This is a genomic window from Exiguobacterium sp. s40, from assembly GCF_018617905.1.
GTDB lineage: Bacteria > Bacillota > Bacilli > Exiguobacteriales > Exiguobacteriaceae > Exiguobacterium > Exiguobacterium mexicanum_A.
The window spans coordinates 18,540-44,254 of record NZ_JACSLC010000001.1; the positions used below are offsets into that span (position 1 = coordinate 18,540).

Below are 25,715 nucleotides of genomic sequence, written 5' to 3' on the forward strand. Positions count from 1 at the left end.
TTATAAGACTTTCTCTAAGAAGCGTTTCGCGCGGTCGGTCTGCGGATTGAGGAGCAGGTCGGCCGGTTTGCCTTCTTCCATCAAGATACCTTCGTCGAGGAAGAGGACGCGGTCCGCCACTTCGCGGGCAAAGCCCATCTCGTGCGTGACGACGACCATCGTCATCCCTGAATCGGCGAGTCCTTTCATGACGTCGAGCACTTCGTTGACCATCTCTGGGTCGAGCGCCGACGTCGGCTCATCGAACAACATGACGTTCGGCTCCATGGCGAGCGCCCGGGCGATCGCGACCCGTTGCTTCTGTCCACCCGACAGTTGGCTCGGGTAAGCGTCAATCTTCTCCGATAATCCGACGCGTTCGAGGAGCTTTTTAGCTCGTTCGATCGCTTCGGCCTTGCTCACTTTCAAGACGTTGATCGGCGCGTACGTCAAATTGTCGAGCACGCTCATATGCGGGAACAAGTTGAACTGTTGGAACACCATGCCGATGTTTTGACGAGCCTTCGAGACGTTCGCCCCTTTTTTCGTGAGCTCATAGCCGGCGACGCTGACCGTGCCGGACGTCGGCACTTCAAGCATGTTCAAGCAACGAAGGAACGTCGATTTCCCGGAACCGGACGGACCGATGACGGCGACGACCTCCCCTTTCTCAATCGATGTCGTAATGCCTTTGAGGACCTCGAGGTCACCAAATTGTTTGTATAAATCCTTTACTTGTATCATCTGCCATCACTCTTTCTAAGCCGTTTTTCTAGACGTTGACCAAGATACGTCAACACCATCACTATTGTAAAGTATATCACACCGGCAAACAGGAGCGGTTCAAAGTAGATTGCCTTTTGCCCACCGACGATTTGCGCCCGACGCATGATGTCGAGCACACCGACCGTCGAGACGAGCGCCGATTCTTTCGTGAGCGTGATCATCTCGTTGACGAGGGCCGGCAAGATATTTTTGAACGCCTGCGGCAAGATGATTGACCGCAGTTGTTTGACGTACGGGACGCCGAGGGCATCCGACGCTTCCCACTGGCCTTTATCGACCGCTTGAATCCCGGCCCGAATGATTTCCGAGATATACGCCGCCGAGTTGAGTGAGAAGGCGATGACGGCCGACTGATACGGCGTCGTGATATAACCGGTCAATTGCGGTAACCCGAAGTGGATGATCGCGAGTTGCAAGATGAGCGGTGTCCCGCGGAATACGGCCGTGTAGGCGTGCCCGATGAAGTTGACGAGACGGTTTGGGACGATCTTGAATGTGGCGACGACGACCCCGAGCGTGATCCCGAGCAAGGCCGAGACGAGCACGACTTGAAACATGACCGGGATCCCTTCGAGAATATACGGGATAGAATCATAAATCCGACTAAAATCCATTGTGAGTTCCTCCTAAAAAAGGCTGACTGATATTTTCAGTCAGCCTTCTTCAATCTTTATTCAGCTGGTGCTGCTTCTTGTTCGAACCATTTTTGTGCCAACTTCTCGATGTCTCCTGAATCGATCATCTTGTTCAATTCTTCATTGAATTGATTGCGGAGCTCATCGTCCTTACGGAAGGCGGCGGCAGAACCGGCCTCTTCCTCATCGACGATTTCAAACGTTGAAAGTTCGCTGTCTTGGTCGAGGTATTTCTTCGCGACCGTGTCCTCGATGACCATTGCATCGATGCGACCGGTCTTGATTTCCTGGATGATCTCCGGGATCTTGTTCAAGGCGACAATTTCAGCGCCCGGGATTTGTTCTTTAGCGATTCCTTCTTGAATCGAACCAAGTTGGACCCCGACTTGTTTCCCGTCTAAATCTTCAAGCGACTGGATGGCATCCCCTTTTGACAAGATCAAGTTCTTCGCAGTGAAGTAGATGTCTGAGAAATCAGCGTTCTCTTTTCGTTCTTCTGTCGGTGTCATACCTGCCATGACGAAATCGACACGGCCAGCGTTCAGCGCCCCGAGTAGGCTACCGAAATCCATGTCTTCAATTTTCAATTCATAGCCCATGTTCTCGGCCACTTGCTTGGCGATGTCGATATCGAAACCGACGATCTCGTCGCCGTTCGCCGTATCGACGAACTCATATGGGAAGTAGTCCGCACTCGTCCCCATGACGATGACTTTATCCTCCTCATCGGTCGACGTCGAACCTCCTTCGTTCACGTCTGCCCCACAAGCTACCGTGAAAGCGGCAAGACTTGCGATACATAATGCTAGAAAACCTTTTTTCATATTCATCGTCCCTTTCTTCTATATAGGATGAAATTATCAGAACTTTAACAAAATTATGACATATATGTGAATAGTGCTCAACTGTTCTTCGACTCATCACATGTCCGACTTGTTCTTCAACCACTATATACACATAATTATTACTTGTAAAGTATATTCATGCATAAAATATAAAAAAATACGGTCACATTCGCTCGTAAGCAAAATAAGTGACCGTACCGTTGTCGCGAGAGCCGTAGGGCTGCACCCGTTTGACCGACGCGATCGGGATGGCGCTATACACGTGGGGATAGCGTTCCCCGTCCTCGTCAAACTCGTAGTGGAGCAGGCTGCCGAGACGTCCGACATGGAACGAGACGAGCACGACTCGCTCCCCATGATAATGTCGACGCACGAATTTGCCGATCTGTTGCGGGGTGCAACAACGAATATAACCTTCCGTCTGGAGGGTCGGCTCGTTGATCTCGCCGCGCGACAAAGCAATCGTATATTCGGCCTCGCTCATGATTTTGACGACTGGTTCCATCTCATCGATCCCTTCTTAAGGAAAAGCGCAAAGGCAAGGCCTCTGCGCTCACTTCTTAGGCGTAGTAAATATCGAACAACGTCTGTAACTGCTCGACGAGCTCTTCGGCCGTCGATGACTCGATCGTGCTCCGTTCGACCATCGTGACGATATTGCCGTCTTCTAACAGCGCGATCGATGGTGACGACGGGGCGTAACCTTCGAAGTATTCACGGGCCCGGTCCGTCGCTTCACGGTCTTGACCCGCGAACACAGTCACGAATTGGTCCGGTTTGACGCCTTCCATCTTGTTCACGTACGCTGCTGCCGGACGAGCGATGCCACCGGCACAGCCACATACCGAGTTGACGAGCACGAGCGTCTTGCCTTCTTTTGTTAACGCCGCGTCGACTTCTTCCGATGTCGTGAGTTCTGTGTACCCTGCAGCGCGTACCTCATTGCGAGCTTGTTCGACTACATCTTGAAAGTATAATTGAAAATCCATATTGTTTCCCCTTTCGACTTGCGTCTGTTCTTTCTTATTTTACGTCTAGTGGATCGGTTAGGACAAGTCTATCGCTCAATTGTCCTTCGAGGAACGGTGTCGCGTTCAACAGCGTCTTGAAGGCCACATAGCGGGCCCGCGCTTCAGCGGTCGCTTCCCGGTTCGTGAGATACGCCCGAATCAGGATGTTCTTCGGCGTGTGCTCCATGTCGATGAACTCGAGCAGTTGCGCCTCATAGCCGACGAGTCCAAGTAATTCGGCCCGAATCGAATCGGTGGCGAGCGCCGCGAACCGTTCTTTGACGAGTCCATGCTGCAACATGACGTCGAGGCTCGGTGCCTCGAGTTGACGATTCAATTCTTTTTGACAACAAGGGACGCTCAAGATGACTTTAGCTCCCCAGCGAACGGCCCGGGCGAGCGCCATGTCCGTCGCGACGTCACAGGCATGAAGCGTGACGACCATATCGACCGCCGTCTCGCCTTCGAACTCGTTGATGTCCCCGACGAGAAACTCGAGGCGCTCATAGCCGAGGTCACGGGCAATCCCGGCACATTCTTCGATGACTTCTTTCTTCAAATCGAGCCCTGTGATATGGACGTCATAGCCTTTCATTTCATGCAAGAAGTGATAGAGGGCGAACGTCAAATATGACTTCCCTGAGCCGAAATCGAGAATCCGGACGGTCCGGTCGGTCGGTAAATGTTTGATTGAGTCTTCGATAAACTCGAGGAAGCGGTTGATTTGTTTGAACTTGTCGTATTTTTGACGCTTCACTTTTCCGTCCTCGGACTGGACGCCGAGGCGGATGAGGAACGGTACCGGTTCATCGAGCGGTAACAAATACTGCTTCTCGCGGTTATGGCTCAGCTTCACTTGTTTGACGGCCGTCTCACGTTCTTTGAACGTCACTTTGAACTTTTTAGACAGTTGAAAGTGGACCTCGGACGCCGTCAACTGGAACTGACCTTGGCGGAACGTCTCGAGCAATTCATCGAGCTCGATGACCGCCTCGTCCGGTGTGAGATTTTTATGTTTCATCACCCGTTCAAATTGGTATTCGAACTGTATATGGTACTCGCCTTTCAACAGGACCGGCTTCAATTTGACCCGGCGCAAATCGTTCGACTTTTGACGCGGTTGGCTGACTGTCGCCGTCACGAGCTCGTTCTGGCGAATCACATCAGCGAGTCGCTGTTTTAACTCTGTATATTCCACTGCGTTCATCCTTTTTTCAATAGTTTCGAAACTTTTGTTCACGTGTATTCGTACATACTATTACACGAACACGTGCAAACGTCAAAGGAGGATTATTGTATGTTCAAAAAGTTATTATCATCGATTGGGATCGGTGCCGCGACGGTCGATACACGGCTCGCGGAGAGTGCCTGTGTGCCAGGCGGGACGCTCGATGGTGTCGTCCATATCAAGGGCGGTAGCACCGAGCAATCGGTCGACCGGATTTACATCTTCTTCAACACGCTTTATAAGCATGAGGTGAACGACAAGACGACGTACTCGACGTTCACGATTGAGAAGATTTTGTTGAACGAGGCGCCGTTCATGATTGGGCCCGACGAAGTGAAGGAAATCCCGTTCACGATCGACGTGCCGTTCAACACGCCGATTTCAGTCAGCCAATCGAAATCGTGGATTGAGACCGGTCTCGATATCGCCCAGGCCGTCGACCCGAAAGACGAGGACTCGATTCTCGTCAAACCGAACCACGCTCAACAGGTCGTCCTCGATGTGCTCGATGACATCGGTTTCCGCTTGAAGAAGGCCGATACGGAGATGCTCCCGGCCCGCCATCGTTCCGGCCGTCTCCCGATTGCCCAAGAGCTCGAATACTCGCCGAACGGGACGAGCTATGGACGCAAACTCGATGAGCTCGAAGTCGTCATGCTCCAAACAGAATCGTCGTTAGATTTATTGATTCAAGTCGACAAGAGCGTCCATAATCTCGGCAGCCTGTTCGCCGACTTGACCGGGACCGACGAATCGACGCACCGACTCAGCTACACGAACGCCGAGCTCACTTCGCCCGAACGGATTCGCCGCGATCTCGAGGCATTGATTGAACGTTCCATCTGAACCATGTTGCCACGGACAATTCCGTGGCTTTTTTATTTTCCATATGAAAAATCCTGCCTCGGTCGAAGGCAGGACGTGAATCAATAGAGCGTATACGTGTCTGGGTCGATAGACTCGAGCGACTGTTTGATGGCCTGCAAGAATTGACCGGCGACGAGACCGTCGAGGACACGGTGGTCGACCGACATACACAAGTTGACCATATCACGCGCCGCGAACATCCCATTCACCCAAACGGGACGTTTCACGATCGACTCGACCGACAGGATGGCCGCTTGCGGATAGTTCAAAATCGGCGCCGATTGAATCGAACCGAACGCACCCGTATTGTTGATCGTGAACGTGCCACCGCGCATCTCGTCCGCTTTCAAACGGTTGCCGCGGGCACGCGCCGCCACGTCTTGAAGGGCGACAGCGAGCCCTTTGATGTTCTTCTCGTCCGCATGTTTGATAACCGGGACGTAGAGGGCGTCGTTCGCTGCGACGGCGACCGACAGATGGATATCTTGATGGACTTTGATGTGATCGCCCGCCCATTCCGAGTTCATCATCGGGTGTTTTTTGAGCGCCTCGATCGCCGCCTTCATAAAGAACGGCATGAATGTCAGTTTGACACCTTCCCGCTTGAAGAACTCGTCTTTCAACTTGGCCCGGGCTGAGACGAGGTTCGTCACATCGACCTCGATCATGAGCCACGCATGCGGGGCCTCATGTTTCGAGCGGACCATGTTGTTGGCGATCGCTTGACGGACACCGGCCGTCGGAATCAATTCGACGCGGTCCGTTGAGACGTCAGCAGAAGCCGTAGTAGCTGGCGTTACAGCCGGGGCAGCAACTGTTTCCGGCACTTCGAGCTTCACTTGGGTCATCGTCTCTTGGACTGGCGCCTGCGTCGCCGTTTCCGGCTTGACCGGACGACCTTCTGACAAGTAGCGGAGGACATCTTTGCGCGTGATGCGACCACCGAGGCCGCTGCCGTCGAGCTCGTTCAAGTCGATCGCATTCTCATTGGCGAGTCGGATGACCGCCGGCGAGAAACGTCCATTATTCTGTTTCCGTGGCGCGGCCGACGCGGCAGTGACCGCTTGCTTCGTCTCGACCGGGGCCGATTCGACTTGTGCCGGTTCTGCTTTCGGTTCTGCTTTTGCCGGTGTAGACTCGGCACCTTCGACTTCCATGATGAGGACTGGCGTGCCGACGGCGACCGTGTCCCCTTCACTGATTAACATTTCTTTCACGACGCCGGCACTCGTCGCCGGGATCTCAGCCGTCACTTTATCGGTCATGACCTCGGCGAGCGGCTCATACTCCTCGACGCGGTCACCTGGTTTGACGAGAAACGTCGTGATCGTCCCCTCGGTGACACTTTCCCCGAGCTGTGGCATTTTAATTGTCTGTTCCATATGATCCCTCCTTAAAAGGCGGCGAGCTGACGTGCCCGCTCCGCGATTTTTTCAGGGGAGACGATGAAGAACTTCTCCATCGGTGGTGCGTACGGCATCGACGGAACGTCCGGTCCCGCCAGACGTTCAATCGGCGCATCGAGTTCAAATAGTGCTTTCTCAGCGATGATGGCCGCGACTTCCCCGATGATGCTGCCTTCTTTATTGTCCTCGGTGACGAGGAGCACTTTCCCGGTTTTCTTGACGGCTTCAACGATGGCGTCTTGGTCGAGCGGATAAATTGTGCGCAAATCGAGGATGTGCGTGCTGACCCCTTCGGCTTCAAGCGTCTTCGCCGCTTCCTGGGCCATGTGGACGCACAGACCGTACGTGATGATCGTGATATCGTCACCTTCCCGCTTGACGGCGGCCTTGCCGATCTCGACCGTGTACTCTTCGGTCGGGAGTTCCGACTTCAATAGACGATATGCCCGTTTGTGCTCAAAGAAGAGGACCGGGTCGTTCGAACGAATGGCTGCCTTGAGCAATCCTTTCGCATCGACCGGATCGGACGGGATGACGACCTTGAGTCCAGGCGTCGAGTTGAACATCGCCTCGACCGATTGAGAGTGATAGAGCGCACCATGGATTCCACCGCCGAACGGTGCACGGATGACCATCGGGCACGTCCAATCGTTATTTGAACGATAGCGGATTTTCGCCGCTTCCGAGACGATTTGGTTGACCGCCGGCATGATGAAGTCGGCGAATTGCATTTCGGCGATCGGACGCATGCCATACATGGCCGCCCCGATTCCGACACCTGCGATCGCGCTCTCGGCGAGCGGCGCATCGATGACGCGGTCCTCGCCGTACTTCTCAATCAAGCCTTGGGTCGCACGGAACACACCGCCTCGGACACCGACATCTTCCCCGAGCACGAAGACGTTCTCATCGCGTTCCATCTCTTCATGGATCGCTTCATTGATCGCTTCAATAAACGTTTTCATCACATTTCCTCCTCGTACACATGGTCCATCGTCGATTCTGGAGACGCATATGGTGCCTTGTCGGCGTACGCAGTCGCCTCATTGACTTCACGATCGACGTTTGCCTCGATCTCTGCGAGTTCTTCCTCGGTCATGACGCCATCCTCAATCAAACGCTTCCGGAACAATTGATTCCCGTCGCGATTTTTAAGGTCAGCCAACTCTTCGACCGAGCGGTACGCTTTGTCATCGTCATCTGACGAGTGCGGTACGAGACGTTCGACTTCGGCTTCGATGAGCGTCGGGCCTTCGCCGCGAAGAGCGCGGGCGCGTGCTTCTTTCACGGCGACATAGACGGCAATCGGATCTGTCCCATCGACCGTGACGCCCGGCATCCCGTAACCTTTGGCGCGGTCCGATACGCGCTCACAAGCGAGTTGCTTCGAGAGCGGTACCGAGATGGCGTATTTGTTGTTCTCACAGAACAAGATGACCGGCAGCTTGTGGACACCGGCGAAGTTTGCACCTTCGTGGAAGTCACCTTGGTTCGATGAGCCTTCTCCGAACGAGACAAACGTGACGAGTTCTTCTTTTTTCAGTTTGGCGGCGAGCGCCACACCGACCGCATGCGGTACTTGCGTCGTCACCGGAGACGAACCCGTCACGATGCGGTGCTGTTTTGAACCGAAATGCCCTGGCATCTGACGACCGCCCGAGTTCGGGTCTTCCGCCTTGGCGAACGCCGACAACATCAAGTCGCGAGCCGTCTGTCCGAAGTGGAGGACAACGGCGACATCGCGGTAATACGGGAGAATATAGTCCGTCCCTTTCTCAAGCGCGAACGCTGCCCCGACTTGGGCCGCCTCTTGTCCTTGACACGAGACGACGAACGGGATTTTTCCGGCACGGTTCAATTTCCACATGCGCTCATCGATTTTACGGGCGCGGACCATCGTCTCGTACATCGCACCGAGGTCTTGTTTTGTCAATCCTAGTTCCTCATATGAATTCACAGTCATCTGTTCCATTCTGTTTCCTCCTTAGGCGTGAATCGGTAATCCGTCAACGGCCAGTGCCGCTTCTTGGAACGCTTCGCTCAGCGCCGGGTGAGGATGGACGAGTTGGCCCATTTCCCATGCCGTGGCGTTCAAGACGAGAGCGAGTCCGCCTTCTGTGATCAGTTCTGTCGCTTTTGGCCCGACGATATGCACACCGAGCAGGTCGTCGGTCGACTTGTCGGACACGAGCTTGACGAATCCGTCCGCCTGTCCTTCGATGCGGGCCTTGCCGAGACCGTTGAAGCGATACGTGCCCGTCTTCACATCATGACCGGCCGCTTTGGCCGCTTCCTCGGTCATGCCGACCGATGCGACTTCCGGCACCCCGTACACGCAACGCGGGATCAACGCATAATCGAGCGGAGTCGGCTCGTGACCGAGAATCGTCTCGACCGCCTTGACACCTTCCGCTGAGGCGACATGGGCGAGCTGGAGCTTGCCGATGCAGTCCCCGATGGCGAAGATGTGACGTTCTTTCGTCCGATACTGCTCATCGACTTGGATGACACCGTTCTCGACGACAATCGATGTGTTCTGTAACCCGAGATGTTCCGTATTGGCGACCCGTCCGACCGAGACGAGCACACACTCGACCGAGAGCGTCTCTTCGCCGACCGCGAGTGCGACGGCGTCCGGGGTTACTTCAGTCCGCTCGGGGTCGACCGTGACGTTCTTTTTCACTTTGACGCCGCGCTTTTTGAGCAGCCGTTCGACTTCCCGTGACACCGCCTTGTCTTCGAGCGGCAACAGTCGCTCTCCGACTTCGATCAAGGTGACGTCAACGTCGAGGTCGATGAGCATCGAGGCCCATTCGACACCGATGACCCCACCGCCAACGATGGCGATCGATGCCGGCAACCGTTCGAATTGGAGCAGGTCGTCCGAGTTTAAAATCCGTGTATGGTCAAACGGCAGACCAGGCAGTTCGCGCGGAATCGACCCCGTCGCGATGATGAGCTGGTTCGGCAAGATGAGCTCAGACTCGCCCGAGCTGTCCTCGACCGCGACCGTTCCCGGCTGCGGCGAGAAGATGCTCGGCCCTAAAATCGAGGCCTTGCCGCGGAATACCTCAATCTTGCCTTGTTTCATCAAGTGCTCGATGCCTTTCTCAAGCCCTGCGACCAAATCGCGTTTGAACGACTGGGCGCGTTCCATGTTGAACGTGACCGTTCCCGTCTCGACGCCGTAGGCGCTCCCATGTTTCGCCGTCTGATAGACGTGGGCCGCTTTCAACAACGCCTTCGTCGGGATGCATCCTTTATGTAGACATGTCCCGCCGAGTTTCTCGGCCTCCACGATTGCGACAGTTTTACCGGCTTGGGCCGCCTTGATGGCCGCGACATATCCGCCAGGACCGCCGCCGATGACGACGATCTCAAATTCTCGTGCCATGTGTATCCCCCTCATATTCTCGAACTGCTTCTTCTTGTCGGATGGCCCGGAGTGCGCCTTCGGCGAGTGCCTTCAACTCATCTTCACCAGGATAGATGTGGACCGGCGCCAAATAGCCGACGCGCGCACTAATTTGCTCGGTCAGCCAAGTCGAATAGGCGATGCCGCCCGTCAATAGAATCGCGTCGACGTCACCAAATAAGGTGGCGCCATGTTTGGCGATCTCTTGAGCGACCCGGTACGCCATCGTCTCGTAAAGGAGTGCGGCTTGCTTATCACCGTCTGCCATCCGCTGTTCGATCTCGATCGCGTCGAACGTCCCGAGGTGGGCAAACAGACCTCCGCGTCCGACGATTTTTTGTTTCATTTCCGAATGTTTATACCTGGTACTATAACATAGTTCTACTACCTGTCCAACAGGAATCGAACCGGCTCGTTCCGGCGCGAGCGGTCCGTCGCCATCGAGTCCGTTGTTCACATCAATGACCGTCCCTTTGACATGGGCGCCGACCGTGATGCCGCCTCCGAGGTGAGCGATGATCAGGTTGAGCTCTTTGTAATCGCTTCCATTTTCGGCGGCAAAACGCTTCGCGACCGCCTTTTGGTTCAAGGCGTGGAAGATGCTGCGTCGGTTGATTTCAGGCATTCCCGTTGGTCGCGCGAGCGGTCCGAGCTCGTCGACGACTACTGGATCAACGATAAAATTCGGTACTTGAAATAACTCGCCGAGCTTGTGGGCGAGCAAACCGCCCAAGTTCGAGGCGTGCATGCCGAAACGTCCGCTCGCCAAGTCTTCCCGCATGAGCGGATTGACGGCGTACGTCCCCGACGTCATCGGGGCAAGCAAGCCACCGCGACCGACGATCGCGGACAAGTCCTCGCCCGCGATGCCCGTCTCGGCCAACAAGGCTCGTACTTCCCGTTCCCGATGCGAAAGTTGCTTCGGAATTGACAATCCTGTGACGTCGGCCCCATGACGGACGGTCCGAGACATGATCTCGACCGCTCCGTCAAACAAGCCGACCTTCGTCGAAGTCGAACCAGGGTTGATGGCAAGAATGAGCTGTCTTGTCATTTTAGCGACCACCTAACAGACTCTTTTCGACTTTCAAGAACTGGCTGCGTGAACGTGCCATCATCTGAATGCGCTCTTCAGCCATCTTCTCGGCCGCGACGTGGGTCGGTACCCCGTCCCGTTCGGCAATCTCGAAGACGCGCTGCATGTTGTCGTAAATGAGCTCGACTTTCTTCATCGCCCGCTCGCGGTTATAGCCTTCGAGCTCGTCGGCCACGTTGATGACACCGCCCGCGTTGATGACGAAGTCTGGGGCGTAAAGGATACCGCGCTCCTCGAGCACGTCCCCGTGACGATCCTCAGCGAGCTGGTTGTTCGCCGCTCCGGCGACGATTTGGGCTTTGAGCATCGGAATCGTCTTATCATTGATGACCGCACCGAGCGCACACGGGGCGAAGATGTCACAATCGACCGCATAAATCTCGTCCGGCTTGACGACCGTCGCGCCGAAGTCCGTCTCGGCCCGTTTGAGCGCCTCTTCGTTGATGTCGGTGACGACCAAGTGTGCCCCTTCTTCATGTAAGTGGCGGCACAAGTTATAGGCGACGTTCCCGACCCCTTGGACGGCGACCGTCTTGCCGGCGAGCGAATCCGAACCGAACTTCCATTTCACTGCCGCCTTCATGCCGCGATACACGCCATACGCCGTCACCGGTGATGGGTTGCCGCTCGATCCGAACGCCGGGCTGACACCGGTCACGTAATCCGTTTCCATGTGGATGAAGTCCATATCGGCGACCGACGTATTGACGTCCTCGGCCGTGATGTAGCGCCCGCTGAGCGATTGCACGTAACGACCGAATGCACGGAACAACGCCTCTGATTTGTCCGTCTTCGCATTGCCGATGATGACGGCCTTCCCGCCACCAAGGTTGAGTCCCGCCGCCGCGTTCTTATACGTCATCCCTTTGGCGAGACGGAGAACGTCCGTGAGCGCCTCTTCTTCTGAAGCGTAGTTCCACATCCGCAGCCCCCCGAGAGCCGGTCCGAGCGTCGTATCATGAATCGCGATAATCGCCTTCAATCCCGATGCCTGATCTTGACAGAAGACGATTTGCTCATAGTCTTCAGCCTGTAAGACGTCGAAAATACGAAAGCGTGGTTCCATGTTAGTTTCCATCATTGATGATTCCTCCATATGCGTAGTTTATTTTTTGGCGTGCAGTAATGCGAACGCGAGTGAGTACAGCTTGGCCTCGGCCGTATCGGCCCGACTCGTCAAGACGACCGGGGCGGCCGCGCCGACGACGATGGCTGCCACACTTGCTCCGGCAAAGTACATCATCGACTTATAAAGGACGTTGCCGACCTCTATGTATGGGACGAGCAATAGGTCGGCTTGTCCGGCGACGTCGCTGGCGATGCCTTTCTGTTTGGCCGCGACCATGTCGACGGCGTTATCGAGCGCGAGCGGCCCGTCGACGATACAACCTTTGATTTGTCCGCGCCGGTTCATCTGACTGAGCAGTGCGGCGTCCAGTGTCGCCGTCATCTGCGGATTGACGACTTCGACCGCCGCGATGGCGGCCACTTTCGGCGACGCGTAACCGATGTCATGCATCGCCGCCACGGCGTTATGAATGATGTCGACTTTTTCATCGAGTGTCGGCGCGATATGGATCGCCGCGTCGGTCACCCCGATCAGCCGGTCCCGATTCGGGATTTGGAAAAGGGCGATATGGCTGAGCGTCCGGTTCGTCCTCAGCCCCGTCTCCCGGCTGAGCACGGCTTTCATGAACGTCGACGTCGCGACCATTCCTTTCATGAGCACATCGGCTTCCCCCATTTTGACGGCGAGTGTGGCCCGTTTGGCAATCTCTTTGTCGCCTTTGACGTGGATGATGTCGACCGCGTCCTCGTCGATGCCGTGATCATCACACAATCGTTTAATCTCACGGGCCTCCCCCATCAGTTTGAACCGAGACAATCCGTGATCGGTCGCGAGCTTGACGGCGCGGATGACTTCTACGTCGGCCGCCCCGGCGATCGAGACGGTGCGCCCGTTCAGTTGTTTCGCTTGTTCGAGCATCCGTTCAAAATTCATGCGTGTCCCCCCTTGCCTGTCTTCACTTACTATCATGCAAGATTGTTTCCATTTTTGAAAGCGCTTTAACCAGTTGCATATTACGCACATTATTGCATGGTATGAAAAAAAGTGCAGGTAATTTATTGCAGACGTTCAAGTTTATTATACAGCGTTCGGATCGAGATGTGTAATCGACGAGCCGCTTCCGACTTGTTGCCGTCCGCTTCCTCGATCGCCCGTTCAATCAAATCTCGTTCGTAACGTGCGACGGCGTCTTGCAAGGAAAGCGCGTCGGTCGGTCGTGTCGACGGGACACGGGCCGAGAGTTGAAGATGGTGCGGGGCGATCCACTGTTCGCTGCTCGCCATATAAATCATCGCCCGGCCGAGCACGTTCTCGAGTTCACGGACGTTGCCTTTCCAGTATTGGCTCTTCAGCAGTTCGGTCGCCTCACGGTTCACACCGCGCACACTGCGGCCGTACTCTTGATTCAATTTACGGACAATGCGCTCACAGAGCGGCTCGACTTCTTCAAGCCGGTCCCGGAGCGGCGGGATATGAATCGGCATCCGATTGATTCGATAGTACAAGTCTTCACGGAACGTGCCGTCCGCCACTTTCTGTTCGAGGTCGGCGTTCGTCGCCGCGATGATGCGGACGTCGACCGGAATCGCATTCGTGCCCCCGACCCGGACGATCTCATGTTCCTGCAGGACACGGAGGAGTTTGACTTGGACGTCGACCGGCAGTTCGCCAATTTCGTCTAAGAAGAGTGAGCCGCCATCGGCCTCTTCGAAATAGCCGACCTTCCCACCACGTTTCGCCCCACTGAAGGCACCGTCCTCATAACCGAACAACTCACTCTCGAGGAGCGTCGGGGAGATGGCCGCGCAATTGACGCGGACGAACTTTTTATATTTCCGCGGAGACTCTCCGTGGATCGCATGGGCGAACAGTTCCTTGCCCGTCCCCGACTCCCCGCGAATGAGGACGGTGACCGGCGTGACCGCGGCGAGGCGGGCCTGTTCGATGACGAAGCGCATCGCGTCGCTCGACGCGATGATATCGGCGAATTGGTATTTCGCCTCAAGGTTGCGGATACGCGTCTTCGCTTCTTGCAGCTCGTCACGGAGCGCCCGGATTTGGGAGACGTCCCGGATCACACCGACCGACCCGCGCAGTTTCCCTTCGACGATAATCGGTTCGGCATTGACGAGAATGTCGCGCCGCGTCGCCCCGATTTGCATCCGGATATCGCGGACTCCTTGCCCGGTCGACAGCACTTTCAAGTGAACGCTCTCCTGCATGCCGATGTCGGCCGTCGCCGGCTTATCGACGACGTCTTCTTTCTTGAATCCCGTCAGTCGCGTATAGGACGGGTTGATTAAAATCGTATTCCCGTTGTGGTCGGCGACCGAGATCGCCTCGCTCGTACAGTCGATGATCGCCTCGAGCATCTGTTGGTTTTGCTTCAGCCGTTCGACGACGATACGGATGAACTCCCCGGGCAAGACGACCGCGTCCGCAAAATGTTCTTTCAACTCATCAAACGTCTCAGAGCGTCCGGTCGTCTCGATCACGAAATCGAGACGTGTTGCAGCACATACCCGCCAATCCCCCGCCGTCATAATCCCGTGGTTGCGCGCGAGCTGCACGCCTTCGGCCATCGCTTCCGGGTCGATGACGGCGACGACGGTGACGAGCGGCGAGTCGAGCAACATCTTCAACACCTCGGTCCCGCCTTTCCCCGCACCGACAATCATCAATCGTTTATTCATTCTAATATCCCCCATTTTACCGTTCTGCATCCATGCTACTGAACCTGAACTGATTTCGCAACCTCACAAAAAAGGCCGTGTCGAGCTATGTATTTTCTGTTAAAATAATGAGTGTTAAGGAGGAGATCCTATGCGTATCATCGCACTGCTGATCTTGATCATCCCTGGCCTACTTGGTGTCTATGGCATCAAGTTGCTTCGCGACAGTTTCTTCCTCAAGACGAGCGTCCCATTCTCTTGGATCGAGTCGGTGGCAGCCGCCTCCATGCTCCAAGGAACGTTCGGGCTGTTGATCGCGATGGGCGGGATCGGTTTTGTGGCAGGTTATATCTTCAATCGTGACAAGAAAACAGGCAAAGTCCCGCGAATAGATTCTTGAACACAAAAAAAGGTTCCCTAACTTGACTTCATTTCAAGTGCGGAACCTTTTTATTCGTATTGAATTGTGATCACTACGGATGATCTCCTCTCCTACTTGCTACAATCTTGTGACATGAGGTCCAATGGTCTTCTTAATGAAGAAGTTTGAAAGAAATTAGTAACTGCCGTCTTGCGTGAACGGAAACGTACCCATTCGAGTTACTAACAAATAGTCATCGGGTCATGTCGAACCATCCATCGTGAAGTCGAACGCTTGCCATAAACTGTTCAACGGTTGACAACACTCCTTTTGGTCAACTGAACGATTCGTTTTCCCCGAACACGGTCCCTAGCTTCGAACCGATGCCGGAATCGCCTCGCGAATGAGCGTACGCCGCGACCTCTCGTCGGGACGATGACGATTTGAGATGTCGTTCCCACCTCTGAGCTATTGACGGATAGCGGTCCGAGATGATTTCTTGCTCTAACCTGTTCCGGAACACGTTAGAAAGCGTTCATCTGACGCTCGTCCAAGTAACTTGGTACACCTTTATTATAACAAGTTCCGGCAATTTTGCAAGCGCTTTCTTTCACAATATTAAAGAAAATCAGGAGGAGAACCCCCTGATCGGTCATTTCTGTTTAAACGATTGATACGTGACGAAATATGAAATGAATTCAGAGTTTTTCGGACTGCGCTCGCGCTCAGGCCGGCCATCGAACATCTCATGGTCGCGCATCCCGTTCTCCCATGCCGTCTTGATGGCATGGCGCATCGCTCGCTCGACACGGGACGACGTCGTCTCATGCTCTTTCGCGATCATCGGATACAGTTCCTTCGTGATCAATCCGAGCAGCTCTTGGCGCTCCCGGACGTACACGACGGCTTGACGAATATATTTAAACCCTTTGATGCGCGGTGAAATCCCGAGTTGTTGCAACAACAGCGAGATATCGAGTTCTTCCGGCGACATCGCCTCGAATTCTCGGCTCGAACCAGCGGCGAGTTCGCGGATTTTCGTGATCAATTGTTGAATGTTGAACGGCTTGACCAAAAAGTAAGAAGCGCCGAGTTGAACTGCCTGTTTCGTCACTTCATCTTTCCCGAACGCACTGAGCATGATCACTTCCGGTTTGGCATGAGCCAATTCCGTCTGTAACCGTTCGAGGACGCCGATGCCGTCCAGGTGCGGCATGATGATGTCGAGCAGCAGCACGTCCGGCTGGTGTGTCTTGACGACGTCTAAGCATGCCTCGCCGTCGTAGGCGGTCCCGACGACTTTTAAGTCGTCCTCGGACTCGAGTTGGCGGGTCAACAAGTCGACGATTTCTCGATTGTCGTCCGCGATACATAATGTGATCAATTAAGACACCCCTTCGATAAACTTCCGTTTTAATTGGAGAGACATAGTGAGCAGTTCCTCCACATGTTGTTTCGTCAAATCCGTCATCTGCGCCCCGGCGATCATGCGCCCGAGCTCATCGACTCGTTCGGCATGACCGAGCGTGGAGACGTTCGTCTTCGTGCGATCATCCGTCTCCGTCTTCGTGATGTACAAGTGCTGATCCGCCATGGCGGCCACTTGAGCCAAATGGGTGATACAGAGCACTTGTGAGCCGACCGACAGACGGAAGATCTTCTCACCCATCGCTTGGGCGACCCGTCCTGAGACACCCGTGTCCACTTCATCGAAAATGATCGACGCGACGCCGACCGTTCGCGAGAAAATCGACTTCAAGGCGAGCATGACGCGGGACAATTCTCCGCCGGAGGCCACTTTGGCGAGCGGCTTGAAAGGCTCCCCGACGTTCGTCATCATATAGAATTCGACTTGATCGAGCCCGTCCGCCTTGAACGGTCCTTCTTTGAACCGAACTTCGAACTGGGTCTTCTCCATATATAATTCTTTCAATTCACGCTGAATCGCCTTCTCGAGCTCGGAAGCCGCTTGTTTACGGGCCGCCGATAGCGTCAGCCCGGACGTACGTACTTTTTGTTCGAGCTGGGCGAGCCGGTCCGATAGTTCTTGCAAATGTTCTTCCCGATTCGTCATCGATTTTAACTCATCAGCAATTTTTTCCCCGTACGTGATGACCTCGTCGATCGTGGCGCCGTATTTCCGCTTCAGCTGTTGGAACAAAGCGAGCCGCGTCTCGATCTCATCGAGCCGGATCGGATCGAATTCGAGCGAGTCGAGCTGGTCACGCAACTGAAATTTCGCGTCTTCGAGCAAGAAGTAAGCGTTCGAGATCGTCTCGGCCATCGGCGCGAGCGATGTCGACAATGCGGAGGCTTCCTCCATCTCGCGCATGGCGATGCCGATCTGGTCGAGCCCTTTCGCCTCATCCGCGACCGCCTCATACGATAACCGGACGTGCTGATGAATCCGCTCGAAGTTGGCGAGCTCGTTCCGTTCCTCCGTGAGCGCCTGTTCTTCACCGACTTTCAGCTCGGCCGCCTCGATCTCATTCGTCTGGAACGCGAGCAAGTCCATGCGTTGGGCCAACTCTTGTTCACTTTGACTCAACCGTTTCAACTCATCGGCGACGTTTTTCCAATCGACGTAAGCCTCGCGATATCGCTCGAGGAGCGGGGCGAGCTCGGCTTCGGCAAAGCTATCCAAAATACCGAGATGGTACTCGGCATCCATCAAGTGCTGATGCTCGTGCTGGCCATGGATATCGACGAGCAGTCGGCCGAGTTCGCGTAGCGTCGATAGCGGCATCATCTTGCCGTTGACCCGGCAAACGCTCTTTCCGCTGCTATGTAAGTCGCGGCGTAAAATGACGGTCCCTTCTTCGATCTCAATCCCGTATTGGGTCGCCGCCTCGAGGATCGGGTGGTCCGGTTCGACGATGAACAGCCCTTCGATCTCCGCCTTGTCTTGACCGTAACGGACAAACTCGCTCGAGCCGCGTCCCCCGACGAGCAAACCGATGGCGTCGAGCAAGATTGACTTCCCAGCCCCGGTCTCCCCTGTCAATACGGTCATCCCACGTTTGAACGTGATATTCAGTTCATCGATGATCGCAAATTGTTTGATCGATAGTTCTGCTAACATACGATAATTCACCTCATAACATTCCGAGTAGTCGTTCGATGATTCGTTTCGCCTGGTCTTCGTCACGGGCGATCATCAAAATCGTGTCGTCTCCACATACCGTTCCGATCAGCTCGTCCCATGACAAATGATCAATCAAGACACCGATCGCATCCGCATTGCCCGGCAACACTTTCATGACGACCAAGTTTTGAGCCGAGTCGACCGAGACGAAGCTGTCACCGAGGATCCGCTTCATCTTGCCGTACGGATTGAAGCGTTGATCGGCCGGGAGACTATACTTATAGCGACCGTCGTTGAGCGGCACTTTCACGAGATGAAGTTCTTTGATATCCCGTGAAACTGTCGCTTGCGTCACCGGATAGCCGGATCGGTAGAGCTCATCGACGAGCTCGTCTTGTGTCTCGATTTCACGATTGGTCACGATTTCTCGAATTTTAATCAAGCGCTGTCCTTTGTTCATACTCGCTGACACCTCATTTTATGTTTCACATACTCAGTATCATTCTAAAGTATTGTCGAAAAAAGGTCTAGCTTTCGCGGGATGAATTCCCTGGATCGGCGAGCGGACACAAAAAAACTGCAGACAGGACGTCTGCAGTTCAAGCGTTCTTCTTCAATTGCGCGTGGGCGGCGTCGATGACCGCGTCCACGTCGATGGCTGGGTCGACACTGCCGACACCGGTGAAACGGGCGAACAATAAGAATTCGATATTCCCATCCCCACCGGTGATCGGCGAGAAGTCGAGTCCCGCAACTTCGAACCCTTCCGAGGCGAAGTAACGGACCATGTCGTCGACGACCCGTTCATGGATGGCACGGTCCCGGACGATGCCTTTCTTGCCGACATCGGCCTTCCCGGCCTCAAATTGCGGTTTGACGAGCGCCATGACGATGCCGTTAGGCTTCAAAATCGTCTTCAACGGCGGAATCATGAGCCGAAGCGAGATAAATGAGACGTCAATCGTCGCAAAGTCCGGCGCCACCGGAAACTGGTCAGCGGTCGCATGGCGGAAGTTCATCCGCTCCATGACGACGACACGGTCATCGCTCCGCAGTTTCCATGCCAATTGGTTATAACCGACGTCGACGGCATACATCTGCGCAGCGCCGTTTTGGAGCGCGCAATCAGTAAACCCGCCTGTCGATGAACCGATATCGATGCCGATGTTACCAGCCACATCGAACGGGAAGACTTGGAGCGCTTTTTCAAGCTTCAGTCCCCCCCGTCCGACGTATGGCAACACTTGGCCTTTCACTTCGAGCGGGATGTCGTCAAACACTTTGTCCCCCGCCTTATCAAGCCGTTCGGTCCCACTATAGACGAGACCGGCCATGACGGCCCGTTTCGCTTTCTCTCTCGTCTCCGCTAACCCGCGGTCGACGAGGAGTACATCTAATCTAGTTTTCTTTCGTTTTTCCATAGTTCCTCACACATTCTGTCGATTTGTCACTTGAACGAACTGCTGAACCGAGTCAGCGATTTGCGTCGGACGGAGCCCGATTTCTTCGAGCAATTGATTGACGCCGCCGTGTTCGATATACCGGTCCGGAATGCCAAGTCGGAGCACACGCGGGAACTGCCCGGCATCGCTCGCATGTTCGAGCACACTGCTGCCGAAACCTCCGGCGAGCGCCGCTTCCTCTAACGTGACGAGCGGGATGCCTTCCGCGTATAAAGCGGAGAGCATGACGTCGTCGAGTGGTTTGATCGTCCGAGCGTTGATGACACGGATGCTCACTTGTCCTTCAAGCAGTGCACGCACTTCAAGCGCATCTTGCACTTGTGGACCGAACGTCAAGATGGCGACATCCGTTCCGTCCGCGACCGTCTCCCAGACGTCGAGCGGCAATTCGCGGAGCGTCTCGCTCATCGGTGTCCCGATTCCTTCGCCGCGCGGGAAACGGACGGCGATTGGACCGTCATCATACTTCAGCGCCGAATAGACGAGATGTTGCAATTCCTCTTCGTCTTTCGCCATCAAGATGCGAATGTTCGGCACGTGGCGCATAAAGGCGATATCGAACACGCCTTGGTGCGTCTCCCCGTCCGCTCCGACTAGACCAGAACGATCGATCGTGAAGACGACGTTCAAGTTTTGACGGCAAATGTCGTGCACGAGCTGATCATAGGCGCGTTGGAAGAACGTCGAATAAATCGAGACGACCGGCTTCAAGCCTTGTGTCGCCTGTCCTCCGGCCAATGTGACCGCATGTTGCTCGGCGATGCCGACGTCAAACATCCGCTCCGGGAATTGCTTGTTGAAGCAATCGAGTTTCGAGCCGACGCTCATCGCTGGTGTGATGAGTGTCACGCGCTCGTCCGTCTCGGCGACTTTCGTGATCGTCTCAGCGACGACCTTCGAATAGCTCGGTCCTTTGACCTTGTCTTTGATGACTTCTCCCGACTCGATTTTATACGGTCCGAGACCGTGCCACGTGCCGACACCATCGAGTTCGGCCGGACGATAGCCCTTGCCTTTTTTCGTGATGACGTGAACGATGACCGGTCCATCGATTTTCTTGGCGTACTCGAGCGTCTCGAGCAGGTCGCGTAAATCGTGACCGTCCGCCGGTCCGAAGTACGTGAATCCGAGCTCTTCGAAGAACGTCCCTGGGATGAGCGCTGATTTCAGCATATCCTTCACGCGTTCCCCGCTCCGTTCGAGCGAGTTGCCAACGATCGGGATATGTTTGATGAGCGTCTCGACTTCCTCACGGGCGTGTTTCAGTTTACGTGACGACCGCATCCGGCCGAGCATGTTGTGCATCGCGCCGACGTTCGGCGCGATCGACATCTCGTTATCGTTCAAGATGACGATGACATTTTGTTTCTCGGCGCCGATATGGTTGAGCGCTTCGAGCGCCATTCCCCCAGTGAGCGCCCCGTCCCCGATGATGGCGATGGCCCGGTCGTTCGAGCGTCCTTTCAACTCGTTCGCGATGGCGATTCCCATCGCGGCCGATAAGGACGTCGAGCTGTGCCCCGTCTCCCAGACGTCATGATCGCTCTCACAACGCTTCGGGAATCCGCATAAGCCGTTGTATTGACGCAGCGTATCGAACTGACTCGTTCGTCCTGTCAAGATTTTGTGGACGTACGCTTGATGCCCCACGTCCCATACGAGTTGGTCTTTCGGACTTTCAAATACACGGTGCAAGGCAAGCGTCAATTCGACAACCCCTAGGTTTGGTCCCAAGTGCCCTCCCGTTTCAGCCAATTTTTCAATCAAAAACCGTCTGATGTCTGCGCCGAGCGCTTCTAACTCGGGTACCGACATCTTTTTTAAGAATGACGGGTCTTGAATGGATGTCAAGTCCATGATGACCATCCTTTCTCCTGTCTTATTACTGATTCGTACCTTACATTTTACAAGAATGTGTCCATAGATGCTATACATTCACAAAAACAAAGGTGACACGATGTGCTCATCGTGTCACCGAGATTAATGATTGCGTCGTACGACGAAGTCGAGAAGCTCCCGTAAAAGCGGGGCCTCGACCGAAAGTTCGGCCAGTGCGGCCTCACTTTCCGTGACTTCTTGTTCCAGCCCTTTTTTCGCTCCATCGAGACCGAGCAGTTTCGGATACGTCGCTTTATCGTTTCCTTCGTCCGAACCGACCCGCTTCCCGATGAGCGCCTCGTCTCCTTCGACGTCTAAAATATCATCTTGGATTTGGAAGGCGACCCCGAGGTGTTTTCCGAACCGTGCGAGCGCCTGACGATCCGTCTCGGAAGCGTCCGAAAGGATGGCCCCCGCTTCAAGGGCATACACGAGAAGCGCCCCAGTCTTCCGTTCATGGATCGATTGCAGAGTCGACAGTGTCACACCGCTCCGTTTTTCAGCGAGCATGTCATCGAGCTGACCGCCGACCATGCCGGCGCTGCCTGCCGCTTCACTGAACCGTGTCATGAGGGCGACGACTTTCGTCGCTTCCAAATCGGCCCGTGCGATGAGATGAAACGCATCCGTCAGCAAGGCGTCGCCTGCGAGAATCGCGGTCGCCTCATCGAACTGACGATGGTTCGTCGGACGCCCGCGACGGACGTCATCGTCATCCATCGCCGGAAGGTCATCATGGATGAGCGAGTAGGTGTGAACCATCTCGAGGGCGACGGCCGCTTCATGCCCGAGCGCCCTCGGACGGCCATATGTATCGAGGACGGCATAAAGAAGGGCCGGACGAATCCGTTTCCCCCCCGCCTCGAGGGAGTATGTCATCGATTGAAACAAGCGCTCCGGCATCAAAGACGAATCGAGCAAGCGACGCGTCGCCTGTTCGACCTCTTCTTTCCATGCCTGTAGATGGACCTGCACGCTCATACGGTCCCTCCTTTTTCACGGAGCGTCCCGTCGAGTTCAAGAATTTCATCCATTTTTTGTTCCGCCGCCGTCAATTTGGTCTGACAGAGGGCAGACAATCGTACGCCTTCCTCGTAAAGGGTCATCGCTTCTTCAAGGGCGACTTCTCCCGTCTCGAGTTGTGTCACGATTTCCTCAAGCCGGGCGAGCGCCGCTTCAAACGTCAGTTCTTCTTGTTTCTTCGCCATCGTGTCTCTCCTTCACTTCCGCGACGGCATGGCCATCCCGAAATCGGATCGTCACCAGGCCGTCATGTAGTTGTTTGACATCTTTCACGTACGTCCCGTCCTGTTCGACGAACGTGTATCCTCTCGCGAGCACGGCGAGCGGGCTGACAGATTGCAATCGTCCTGCCAACTGTGCGAATTGACCCGCCGGTCTCTCGAGAGGTCGAATGCGTTCTAACCGTCCTTCATATTGCCGGAAACGGTCGTCTTGCGTTCGGAACACTTGCATCAGATTGCGGACGTCGAGGCGTTGGGACGACGCTGCGAAACGGTGCCGCGCGTGCGTCACTTGTTTCGTGGCACTCTGTTCGAGCCGAATCTCGGCCTGGGCGAACCGCTCTCGCTTTTGAATGATCGTATAGCGGGGCGACTTGAGGCCGTAACTGTTTTTCATGCGCTCGACACGTTCGCGAAGCGAGGCCATTTGCGTCGTCACGACCCGCGTGAGTGCGCGACTTAAGCGCTCCACATCTTTTCGTTGCGCTTCGATCGTTGCCGTCGCGAGCTCCGCCGCCGCTGTCGGAGTGGCAGCCCGTACGTCGGCGACGAAATCAGCCAACGTAAAATCTGTCTCGTGACCGACGGCCGAAATGACAGGAATCTCGGAATCGTAGATTGCTTCGACGACGACATCCTCGTTGAACGCCCACAATTCCTCGATCGATCCACCTCCGCGTCCGACGATCAATACATCGCAGTCGGTGCGTTCATTCATCCACCGAATCGCACTCGCCACTTGCGGAGCGGCTTGTTCACCTTGGACTGCGACAGGAGCGAACGTGATGGCCACGTGCGGTGCCCGCCGTCTAAGCGTCGTCGCGATATCGTGCAAGGCTGCGCCTTTCGGAGACGTGATGATCCCGATGCGCTCAGGGAACGCCGGTAGCGGACGTTTCCGTTCCGCCGCGAACCAGCCCTTCGCCTCGAGCTCACGTTTTCGTGCCTCATAGCGTTCGAACAAGATGCCGATGCCGTCTTGCCGCATGAGCTCGACGTACAATTGAACATCACCGGTCGACTCATACATCGTCACTCGAGCGACGACGACCACGTTCATCCCGTCCGTAGGTTCAAAGTTGAGCGTGCGGGCATCTCGTGAGAACATGACCGCCTTCATGCGGGACGATTCGTCTTTCAGTGTGAAATAGCAGTGCCCTGAGGCGTACCGTTTGAAGTTCGAGATTTCGCCGATGACGGCGACTTGTTGCAACACCGGGTCACCGTCGAGTTGACGTTTCACATAACGGACGACTTCAGAGACTTGAATCGGATTAGCCACGTGAGGCGACCTCGACCGTATTGTGCATGAGCATCGTGATCGTCATCGGACCGACACCACCCGGAACCGGGGTGATGGCGCCAGCGACGTCGCGGACACCATCAAAGTCAACATCTCCGACGAGACGGCTGTCGACGCGGTTGACACCGACATCGATGACGATCGCTCCCGGTTTGACCATCTCGTTCGTGACGAGACCGGCCCGACCGACGGCGACGATCAAAATGTCGGCTTGACGCGTCATCGCACCGAGATCGACCGTTTTCGAGTGACAGTATGTCACCGTGGCCGACTCGTTCAAGAACAGCATCCCGACAGGTTTCCCGACGATTTGGCTGCGACCGACGACGACGACGTGTTTACCGACGAGCTCAGTCTGTGTCTTGACGAGATGGAGAATTCCGTGCGGCGTGCACGGCAACAGTGTCTCGAGACCGAGCATCATCTTCCCGACGTTGGTCGGATGGAACCCATCCACATCCTTGTCTGGCGAGATGCGCATGATGACACGGTTCTCATCGATATGCTTCGGTAGCGGCAATTGAACGAGGATGCCATGGAGCTCGTCGTCCTCGTTCATCGAATCAATCAGTTCGAGCACTTCACGTTCCGAGATCGTCTCATCGAAACGAATCACTTGTGAATCGATCCCGATCTCAGCTGCTGCCCGTTCTTTACCCCGGACGTAGCTGTGGCTCGCCGGATCATCCCCGATTAAAATGACTTTCAGTTTCGGAACGATGCCGCGCGCACGAAGCGCACTGACCCGTTCTTTCAACGTTTCCCGATATGATGCTGCGATTTGTTTCCCGTCGATCACTACTGCCATCTCTCTCATCCCCCGTTATCTTAGGTTTCTCTGTAGTTGGTGTGGTGTCTTCTCTATTTGTATGACGCGTTTCTCTCTCTTCGTTTACGCTTTGATAATGTTGCCGAGGACGCCGTTGACGAGCTTGGCCGCTTCTTCGTCGGCGAACGACTTGGCGAGTTCGACCGCCTCGTTGATCGTCACTTTGTCCGGAATCGTCTCGACATAGAGCAACTCGTACGTCGCCATGCGGAGAATCGTCCGCTCGACGTTGCCGAGGCGATCGAGTCTCCAGTTTTTCAAGTTTTCGACGAGCAGTTCGTCAATTTCGTCTTTCTTTTCTAACGTCTCAACGACGAGTTGTTCGTAAAATGGATCCGAATCCATACCGTCGAGGGCGAATTCGATGGCCTCGTCCACCTCAAGTTTTGATACTTCGATTTGAAAAAGCGTTTGAATCGCTTTTTCTCGTGCTTCATGACGTTTCATTCAGATACTCTCCTTTTGCATGCTTTCATTGTGATAGTTTAGCATAAAGCCTCCATAAATTCAGTACAAAAAACCAGGAAGCCCAAATAATGTTCGG

The 25,715-nt window shown here is 55.0% G+C and carries 26 protein-coding genes; 2 read left to right on the top strand and 24 right to left on the bottom strand.

Annotated features, from left to right (window positions below; genetic code table 11):
• The 6 genes from KNP02_RS00105 to KNP02_RS00130 form a co-directional block, all read right to left on the bottom strand.
• Positions 1-723 carry an amino acid ABC transporter ATP-binding protein gene (locus KNP02_RS00105; RefSeq protein WP_138859288.1) on the bottom strand — a complete coding sequence of 241 codons (723 nt, stop codon included), beginning with the start codon at positions 721-723 and terminating at the stop codon, positions 1-3.
• Complete coding sequence (locus tag KNP02_RS00110) at positions 720-1,379, bottom strand: amino acid ABC transporter permease (RefSeq protein ID WP_034777942.1); 660 nt, start codon at positions 1,377-1,379, stop codon at positions 720-722. The genes KNP02_RS00105 and KNP02_RS00110 overlap by 4 nt, the downstream gene beginning before the upstream one ends.
• 56 nt (positions 1,380-1,435) lie before the next feature.
• Positions 1,436-2,224 (bottom strand): transporter substrate-binding domain-containing protein, encoded by a 789-nt coding sequence (locus KNP02_RS00115; RefSeq protein WP_214706642.1) that lies wholly within the window; start codon positions 2,222-2,224, stop codon positions 1,436-1,438.
• A 184-nt stretch (positions 2,225-2,408) separates the two neighbouring features.
• Positions 2,409-2,750, bottom strand: coding sequence for a DUF952 domain-containing protein (locus KNP02_RS00120; RefSeq protein ID WP_021067681.1), 342 nt, complete (start codon positions 2,748-2,750; stop codon positions 2,409-2,411).
• A gap of 55 nt (positions 2,751-2,805) precedes the next feature.
• A complete protein-coding gene (locus tag KNP02_RS00125; protein WP_214706109.1) occupies positions 2,806-3,234 on the bottom strand; it encodes a BrxA/BrxB family bacilliredoxin in 429 nt (142 codons plus the stop codon).
• Positions 3,235-3,268: 34 nt separating this feature from the next.
• Positions 3,269-4,453: a class I SAM-dependent methyltransferase gene (locus KNP02_RS00130; RefSeq protein ID WP_034777948.1), complete on the bottom strand. Its 1,185-nt coding sequence runs from the start codon at positions 4,451-4,453 to the stop codon at positions 3,269-3,271.
• 99 nt (positions 4,454-4,552) lie between these two features.
• Between KNP02_RS00130 and KNP02_RS00135 the strand changes: the two genes are divergently transcribed.
• Entirely contained in the window at positions 4,553-5,329 is a 777-nt protein-coding gene (locus tag KNP02_RS00135; RefSeq protein ID WP_214706110.1) for a sporulation protein, read from the top strand.
• A gap of 80 nt (positions 5,330-5,409) precedes the next feature.
• On the opposite strand, the gene KNP02_RS00140 is transcribed toward KNP02_RS00135, so the two are convergent.
• The 8 genes from KNP02_RS00140 to KNP02_RS00175 form a co-directional block, all read right to left on the bottom strand.
• Positions 5,410-6,732: a dihydrolipoamide acetyltransferase family protein gene (locus KNP02_RS00140; RefSeq protein ID WP_214706112.1), complete on the bottom strand. Its 1,323-nt coding sequence runs from the start codon at positions 6,730-6,732 to the stop codon at positions 5,410-5,412.
• Between the two features lie 11 nt (positions 6,733-6,743).
• Positions 6,744-7,721, bottom strand: a complete 978-nt coding sequence (locus KNP02_RS00145) for an alpha-ketoacid dehydrogenase subunit beta (RefSeq protein ID WP_034777955.1) — start codon at positions 7,719-7,721, stop codon at positions 6,744-6,746.
• Positions 7,721-8,719 carry a thiamine pyrophosphate-dependent dehydrogenase E1 component subunit alpha gene (locus tag KNP02_RS00150; RefSeq protein ID WP_034779950.1) on the bottom strand — a complete coding sequence of 333 codons (999 nt, stop codon included), beginning with the start codon at positions 8,717-8,719 and terminating at the stop codon, positions 7,721-7,723. The genes KNP02_RS00145 and KNP02_RS00150 overlap by 1 nt, the downstream gene beginning before the upstream one ends.
• A gap of 21 nt (positions 8,720-8,740) precedes the next feature.
• A complete protein-coding gene (gene lpdA, locus KNP02_RS00155) occupies positions 8,741-10,150 on the bottom strand; it encodes a dihydrolipoyl dehydrogenase (protein WP_214706114.1) in 1,410 nt (469 codons plus the stop codon).
• Positions 10,134-11,225: a butyrate kinase gene (gene buk, locus KNP02_RS00160; protein WP_214706115.1), complete on the bottom strand. Its 1,092-nt coding sequence runs from the start codon at positions 11,223-11,225 to the stop codon at positions 10,134-10,136. Before buk ends, lpdA begins: the two co-directional genes overlap by 17 nt.
• A 1-nt stretch (position 11,226) precedes the next feature.
• A complete protein-coding gene (locus KNP02_RS00165) occupies positions 11,227-12,348 on the bottom strand; it encodes a Glu/Leu/Phe/Val family dehydrogenase (RefSeq protein ID WP_214706116.1) in 1,122 nt (373 codons plus the stop codon).
• A gap of 24 nt (positions 12,349-12,372) precedes the next feature.
• Positions 12,373-13,269, bottom strand: a complete 897-nt coding sequence (yqiS, locus tag KNP02_RS00170; protein WP_214706117.1) for a phosphate butyryltransferase — start codon at positions 13,267-13,269, stop codon at positions 12,373-12,375.
• A 122-nt stretch (positions 13,270-13,391) separates the two neighbouring features.
• On the bottom strand, positions 13,392-15,029 hold the full coding sequence (locus tag KNP02_RS00175) for a sigma 54-interacting transcriptional regulator (protein ID WP_138859277.1): 1,638 nt from the start codon (positions 15,027-15,029) through the stop codon (positions 13,392-13,394).
• 130 nt (positions 15,030-15,159) lie between these two features.
• Between KNP02_RS00175 and KNP02_RS00180 the strand changes: the two genes are divergently transcribed.
• Positions 15,160-15,408, top strand: coding sequence for a DUF2627 family protein (locus tag KNP02_RS00180; protein WP_034777970.1), 249 nt, complete (start codon positions 15,160-15,162; stop codon positions 15,406-15,408).
• Between the two features lie 613 nt (positions 15,409-16,021).
• Here KNP02_RS00180 and spo0A read toward each other — a convergent pair.
• The 10 genes from spo0A to nusB all read right to left on the bottom strand — a co-directional run bounded on the left by spo0A (position 16,022) and on the right by nusB (position 25,618).
• The gene (spo0A, locus tag KNP02_RS00185) at positions 16,022-16,753 is read right to left on the bottom strand and encodes a sporulation transcription factor Spo0A (RefSeq protein ID WP_138859276.1); all 732 of its coding nucleotides are present in this window, start codon (positions 16,751-16,753) and stop codon (positions 16,022-16,024) included.
• Positions 16,754-18,451 carry a DNA repair protein RecN gene (gene recN, locus KNP02_RS00190; RefSeq protein WP_214706118.1) on the bottom strand — a complete coding sequence of 566 codons (1,698 nt, stop codon included), beginning with the start codon at positions 18,449-18,451 and terminating at the stop codon, positions 16,754-16,756.
• Between the two features lie 13 nt (positions 18,452-18,464).
• Positions 18,465-18,914: a transcriptional regulator AhrC/ArgR gene (gene ahrC, locus KNP02_RS00195; RefSeq protein ID WP_214706119.1), complete on the bottom strand. Its 450-nt coding sequence runs from the start codon at positions 18,912-18,914 to the stop codon at positions 18,465-18,467.
• A gap of 139 nt (positions 18,915-19,053) precedes the next feature.
• The gene (locus KNP02_RS00200; RefSeq protein ID WP_034777976.1) at positions 19,054-19,875 is read right to left on the bottom strand and encodes a TlyA family RNA methyltransferase; all 822 of its coding nucleotides are present in this window, start codon (positions 19,873-19,875) and stop codon (positions 19,054-19,056) included.
• 6 nt (positions 19,876-19,881) lie between these two features.
• Positions 19,882-21,774, bottom strand: a complete 1,893-nt coding sequence (dxs, locus tag KNP02_RS00205; RefSeq protein ID WP_214706127.1) for a 1-deoxy-D-xylulose-5-phosphate synthase — start codon at positions 21,772-21,774, stop codon at positions 19,882-19,884.
• A gap of 123 nt (positions 21,775-21,897) precedes the next feature.
• Positions 21,898-22,776 (bottom strand): polyprenyl synthetase family protein, encoded by an 879-nt coding sequence (locus KNP02_RS00210; RefSeq protein ID WP_214706133.1) that lies wholly within the window; start codon positions 22,774-22,776, stop codon positions 21,898-21,900.
• Entirely contained in the window at positions 22,773-23,003 is a 231-nt protein-coding gene (gene xseB / locus KNP02_RS00215; RefSeq protein WP_034777980.1) for an exodeoxyribonuclease VII small subunit, read from the bottom strand. Before xseB ends, KNP02_RS00210 begins: the two co-directional genes overlap by 4 nt.
• On the bottom strand, positions 22,972-24,321 hold the full coding sequence (gene xseA / locus KNP02_RS00220) for an exodeoxyribonuclease VII large subunit (RefSeq protein ID WP_214706135.1): 1,350 nt from the start codon (positions 24,319-24,321) through the stop codon (positions 22,972-22,974). The genes xseB and xseA overlap by 32 nt, the downstream gene beginning before the upstream one ends.
• The gene (locus KNP02_RS00225; protein WP_214706137.1) at positions 24,314-25,150 is read right to left on the bottom strand and encodes a bifunctional 5,10-methylenetetrahydrofolate dehydrogenase/5,10-methenyltetrahydrofolate cyclohydrolase; all 837 of its coding nucleotides are present in this window, start codon (positions 25,148-25,150) and stop codon (positions 24,314-24,316) included. The genes xseA and KNP02_RS00225 overlap by 8 nt, the downstream gene beginning before the upstream one ends.
• An 84-nt stretch (positions 25,151-25,234) precedes the next feature.
• Positions 25,235-25,618, bottom strand: coding sequence for a transcription antitermination factor NusB (nusB, locus tag KNP02_RS00230; RefSeq protein WP_034777985.1), 384 nt, complete (start codon positions 25,616-25,618; stop codon positions 25,235-25,237).
• Positions 25,619-25,715: the final 97 nt, after the last annotated feature.